This window comes from Vibrio sp. V31_P5A7T61 (genome assembly GCF_009904895.1).
GTDB lineage: Bacteria > Pseudomonadota > Gammaproteobacteria > Enterobacterales > Vibrionaceae > Vibrio > Vibrio metschnikovii.
The window spans coordinates 1-5196 of record NZ_WXWI01000069.1; the positions used below are offsets into that span (position 1 = coordinate 1).

General features: G+C 38.2%; 6 protein-coding genes. All 6 read right to left on the minus strand.

The genetic code is table 11. The features are described from left to right. Positions 1–139: 139 nt before the first annotated feature. Positions 140–610: a GNAT family N-acetyltransferase gene (locus CAG58_RS15370; protein ID WP_161426529.1), complete on the minus strand. Its 471-nt coding sequence runs from the start codon at positions 608–610 to the stop codon at positions 140–142. A 135-nt stretch (positions 611–745) separates the two neighbouring features. Then, on the minus strand, positions 746–1210 hold the full coding sequence (locus tag CAG58_RS15375) for a GNAT family N-acetyltransferase (RefSeq protein WP_161426530.1): 465 nt from the start codon (positions 1208–1210) through the stop codon (positions 746–748). Between the two features lie 111 nt (positions 1211–1321). Continuing rightward, on the minus strand, positions 1322–2218 hold the full coding sequence (locus CAG58_RS15380) for a hypothetical protein (RefSeq protein WP_161426528.1): 897 nt from the start codon (positions 2216–2218) through the stop codon (positions 1322–1324). A 144-nt stretch (positions 2219–2362) separates the two neighbouring features. Further along, positions 2363–2764, minus strand: a complete 402-nt coding sequence (locus CAG58_RS15385; RefSeq protein WP_154171037.1) for a putative signal transducing protein — start codon at positions 2762–2764, stop codon at positions 2363–2365. Positions 2765–2915: 151 nt separating this feature from the next. Further along, entirely contained in the window at positions 2916–4664 is a 1749-nt protein-coding gene (locus CAG58_RS15390) for a hypothetical protein (RefSeq protein ID WP_161426527.1), read from the minus strand. Positions 4665–4872: 208 nt separating this feature from the next. Then, a complete protein-coding gene (locus tag CAG58_RS15395) occupies positions 4873–5154 on the minus strand; it encodes a hypothetical protein (RefSeq protein WP_202598327.1) in 282 nt (93 codons plus the stop codon). Positions 5155–5196: the final 42 nt, after the last annotated feature.

Genomic DNA, 5196 nt, shown 5'->3' on the forward strand with positions numbered 1-5196 from the left:
TTTGCTGAGGCTCAATAAAGCATAACGCCCGCTTAAGGGGCTGACAACGCTACTACCAAGTTTCCGCATAACACTGAAACCACAAAAATCAACGCATAACGAAAATGCCGCGCGTTGCGAATCCCTCTTAAACGCTTTGTTATGTGGTGGCTTCCCACACCATGATAGTCGTTTCGATTTCATGATGTTGCGCTTGATGTAGAACCTTAAAATCATGATTTAAGTAAAGTTCGACATTGAAACTCTCACATTGCAGGTATAGTTTTTTGATACCAATACTTGCTGCTTTTTCTTTCGCTGATGCTAATAGAATTTGAGCTATCCCTTTACGTCTGTGTCTAGGATGAGTGAATACACCACCAATCCAGTTTTCATATTCTGGATAGTTTCTATTTTCACGAATTTTTAATTCAAGCACACCGACAAGCTCACCATCTAGATGGGCGACTAACGATAAGGGAATTTCCTCTCGATTAACTGATTTCTCGATGACTTTTTCAAGTACCATTTCTTCGGTGACATTTGGAGCTAATCTCGCCCACTCATCATAGTACCACTTAGCTATTTTTGGTGCTTCATGCGGATGATCCGCTAACAATGAAATTTCCATATTTCCTCTTAACCACATAACGCCGCGTTAAGGGGTGAGCAACGCAACTACCAACTCACCGCATTGCACTAAAAACCAATAAAATCAACGCATAACGAGAATGCTACGCGTTGCGAATCCCTCTTTAACGCTTTGTTAGCTGAATTTCCCCATGACAAAGTTGCACAGTTTTTGACCGCGAACTTCTATGGTTTGTTCTTGTATCACATTGAAACCAAATCTCTCGTAAAACGGACGAGCGGTAATATTCACCTCAGAGTAAAACCTAGTAATTCCTTGTAACTCACCCATTCTGAGTACATGTTCCATTAACTGTCGTCCGACTCCTTGGCCTTGATGTTCATGGTGACAAAAGAAATGATCAATTAATCCATTTTCTTGAAGATCACTATAACCAACAATTTTCCCGTCAATTTCAGCAACAAAAGGTGACAACGAGTTCATTTTTCGTTGCCAAATCTCAGAAGAAAAACCATCTGGAGCCCATGCTTCAACTTGGGCTTGCGAATAATCACGTAAGTTCACATTACGAACCGTATGATAAAAAATAGCCCATAAATCAAGCGCATCTGATTCTTGATACTTTCTAATTTCGATCATGCTGATATTTACCACCATTCAGCTAACGCCGCATTAAGGTGTGAGCGGTGCTTGGCTATACTTGAGCGAAGCGAAAATGCCAAGCGTTGCGAATCACTCTTAAATGCTTTGTTAGGCGAAAATTTCGCCATATACCTGTTTTATTCTAGCTTCTACATTTAGGCTGCTATAAACCTCATCGAAGTCCACGTGAAATCTTTCATACAACGTTCCATCAAGATCAGTCATAAGAAATTTGTCCCGAATATCATTGAAGCCATTCTCCAATGTTTCGCGCCTAAAAATAAAGTCAAAATAGTGCTTCTTATATTGAGAATGACTCATTGCATTTTCTGGCGTAATTCGTCGATACTCTTTATAGGTTTTTTCAAATCTATTTACTAGGGAGGCAATTGATAACTGCTCTGTAAAATAATTAGTAAATGCACCTATCAAGAGTGCACCGGCTTCCAAATGAGTTAAATTTACATCATGTATGTTTAATTGAATATTCGCACGAGTTTCAATTTCGATAAGGCTGTCATTGCAGTAGAAACCATCCACTAGAACTTGATTCATTTTAAGCAGACGATCAGCATAAATGCTATTATCAACTCCAAACATCACATAATAAGGACTTCGTCCTAAAATCGACGTCTGCCTGTAAAAATGAACTCCAAAACAACATGAAAAAACTACCACTAGCCCCATATGCAATCTTTCGTTTATGGCTTGAAGCATTGTCGTTAGTTCCGCCCATGGAACAAGCTCCTCTCCAAGTTCAATACCTACGACAGATCCGTGCACTTCAATAAACAATAGGAATCCGTCATCGCTAGTCGCAGCATTTAGTATTTCGTTGAGATGCTGTAAAAAGTCTGACTTGGTGATACAGTTTAAATATCTTACATTCGCATTTGGTTCTTGAGCTAAGATATGCTCCTTGATCTTCGTACCTGTGCTCAAATCATTTTCACGTAAGCACTCGACAACGAATACCTTATTGATATCTTGTTCACCAATCTTCATATTTTACCTTTCGCCTAACGCCCGGTTAAGGGGTGAGCAACGTAACTACCAACTCACCGCACAACACCGTAACCACAAAAATAAACGCATTACAAAAATGCCGCGCGTTGCGAATCCCTCTTTAACCGTTTGTTATACCACGGATTATAATTTTTCACTGAACTCGCCACACTGATTGCATTTATAACCATGTTTATAAAAAAACAACGGAAAACCGAGCAAAATAAAAACTAAGAAAGCAGGCTTTTTACCTTTTGTATGGACGGAAAGATCTCCACTTCCACAATTCGGACAAACGTCTTTTAACTTGTCAGGAATGGCTTCATTTTCCACAGACTCTGAAAAGTCGCTATTCAAAATTTCTAATGCTTCTTTTGCGTCATCTTCAGCGACTAATAGACGAACACCACCGATAGCATTTGAGTAAAGCCACTGAGTATTCACTGTATGTTCATCAGCGATAAAGCTTGTTATCCCTGCACTTTCCAAGCTCGCTTTCGCTATATGAGCTTCGTGAGGAAATGAAAAACGTGCTATTACAATCACATGTTACCTCTATAGGTGGTATAACGCCGCATTAAGGTGTGAGCAACGCTACCACAAAACTTCACCTTACCACCGTAAACACAAAACCCAACGATGGAATGAAAAATGCCAAGCGTTGGGAATCACTCTTAAATGCTTTGTTAAGCGCGTCTTAAGACAACCCAAGCCATATATTATCAGCGCTAAATTTATCCGAAGATTTTAGTTCCTTAAGATAAACTTCGTAATCAATTTTTGCCATATCAAAGGCTTGCTCCAAAGTACTTGCATCAAGCATTCCACACGTATAATCGAGAATTGAACTCATTGTTTGGTCTAAGTAATCGTGAGCATTTTCAATTAGTGTTTCAATGTATGATATGGAACTACCAGAATGAACAATTAAGTTTCTTGTTCGGTAGATTCTTCGTAATTGCCACGCAACTTTCTTTTCGTGTAAAGAAATTCGCTTAACTAAATTTTCTGGTTTTTTAAACATATCTGCTAACTCGAACGTTCGGTTACGTAGCAAGTGAAAATCTCCTAACTCAGCATAGAGTGATGTTAGAACACTATTGTTTTCAGGAAATGCTATGAGTTCAAGTACTTTCTGATAGAGCCCCTTGTCTTCAGGGCTATTAATATTTCTAAGGATTCTACTCGTTTTCTTTCTATCCCAACGAAGCAAGTCTGCTGCAAGTCTTTCAACTAACCTAGGAATATAGTTCCTCAAAAGTATAGGCATAATCCCATTACTAACTTTAACAATTTTACCTCCACCGTGCACTTGCGATGGAACGAGGGTCTCAAGTGCTATCCATACATTCAATAGTTGATTTTCAGGTAAGTCATTTGTCGTTCCAATTGCATGTAGGTCCACAACTCTATGGAATTTAATAAAAGAATTTCCTTCTAACCCCATATTTTTAATCATTGCATTCATTCGGGCTGAGGCATCTTTAGCACGTAGGTCAAAGCATTTTTCCATTGAATTTTTGGGCTTTCGGATCAACATAGGGGTTTCGTCACAACATTGCGCTATGATACTTTCATCTCTCCAGACAATTCTATTTTTATGCGAGAAAAGTAAGAACAGGTCTCTGACCATATCTAGGCTTTTTTCAGCTTTTATTCTGGCAGCATGTCTATCATAATTTTCTATTCCTTTTACTTCGACCCAGACTTCATTATCACTAGGATGCAATCCATTATTTTTTGCAACTTCTACAACATCATCAGGGAGCTCATCTAGCACCTGAAGACCAAAAACAGGAATTGATTCTTCCACTTGTTTAATAAGATCAGAGACAATGAAGTAGATTTCGTAGTGATGGGAAGTTACAGATACCGAATAGAAAAAATTTTCTATCTCTATTAATTCTTCTATTTCATCCCCGAAAAAGAAGAACTTCTGTGTTTGCTCATATAAGTGTTGTTTTGATACACCCATATTTATAAGTGTTGATGCATAGCATCTTGCTACACGATCTATTTTTTTCTTTGAACCTTCTTCAATCGACTCTTTAAGCAATAGTTCACAAATATCTAAGTAATAAACTGGGTTTAATGTACGCTCTAAAACCTCAAGTCTTACTTTAGTGTCCGACAATTTCACACTATCTCCATGAAGTATGAAACTTTCGGCTGGAGCAGTTAGCATCACCTTTACTACAGGGTCTTGCGCCATAGACCAAGCTAACTCTTCAAGCACATGAGTTAAATTTGCTTCATCAATTAGGTCATCTTCGATGTCACTGATTAACTTGATAGCTTCTCGACATAAAAAGATGGAATTTAATGCCGGTGGCTTATACGTATCGAGTGTATAATCAAAAAATAGTTCGTCTAATCTTTGAGCGAAAAAAAACAAGTTAGCCAACTCTTTTTTTTGATGCCACTGTTTTGTTAATTTTAACTTCAATTTTCCACCTTATTATTCATTTTCACCAAAGCGCTTAACGCCCAATTAAGTAGCCCGAAACGCTACTACCAACTTTCCGCACAACACCGTAATCACCAAACTCAACGCAAAACAAAAATGCCACGCGTTGAGGGTCTGCTTGAATTGTTTGTTATATTTTCGTTCTCAACCCTAATGTGATCGAGAGCTTAAGATCAACGAAAAACCATTAACAAACTGATACTTCTCGACTTTCTAAAACCGTAGCAGCTTCGGCTCGCTCAATAACTTTCAACAATACCGATTGAATTGATTCATCTTCACGAACATCTTTATCACTCGTAAATCGCTGAATTTGCGGTTCAGCATTTTCTTCAGACAAAAAGGTAATGACTACTTCGGTAGCGAAATCTGTCGTTTTACCGAAATACTCTAAAGATATTTGCGGATAACCTTTGAAACCTCTTTGTACTCGTTTCAATATGCGTTTTTTCGCTTTATCCACGTTCATCATGAATCCTTTTGATTGCTGAACTTAAAAAAATATAACGCC

Coding starts and splice junctions, on each gene's coding strand:
- CAG58_RS15375 (WP_161426530.1), bottom strand. CDS start 1,210: ATGATCGAAATTAGAAAGTATCAAGAATCAGATGCGCTTGATTTATGG.
- CAG58_RS15370 (WP_161426529.1), bottom strand. CDS start 610: ATGGAAATTTCATTGTTAGCGGATCATCCGCATGAAGCACCAAAAATA.
- CAG58_RS15380 (WP_161426528.1), bottom strand. CDS start 2,218: ATGAAGATTGGTGAACAAGATATCAATAAGGTATTCGTTGTCGAGTGC.
- CAG58_RS15395 (WP_202598327.1), bottom strand. CDS start 5,154: ATGAACGTGGATAAAGCGAAAAAACGCATATTGAAACGAGTACAAAGA.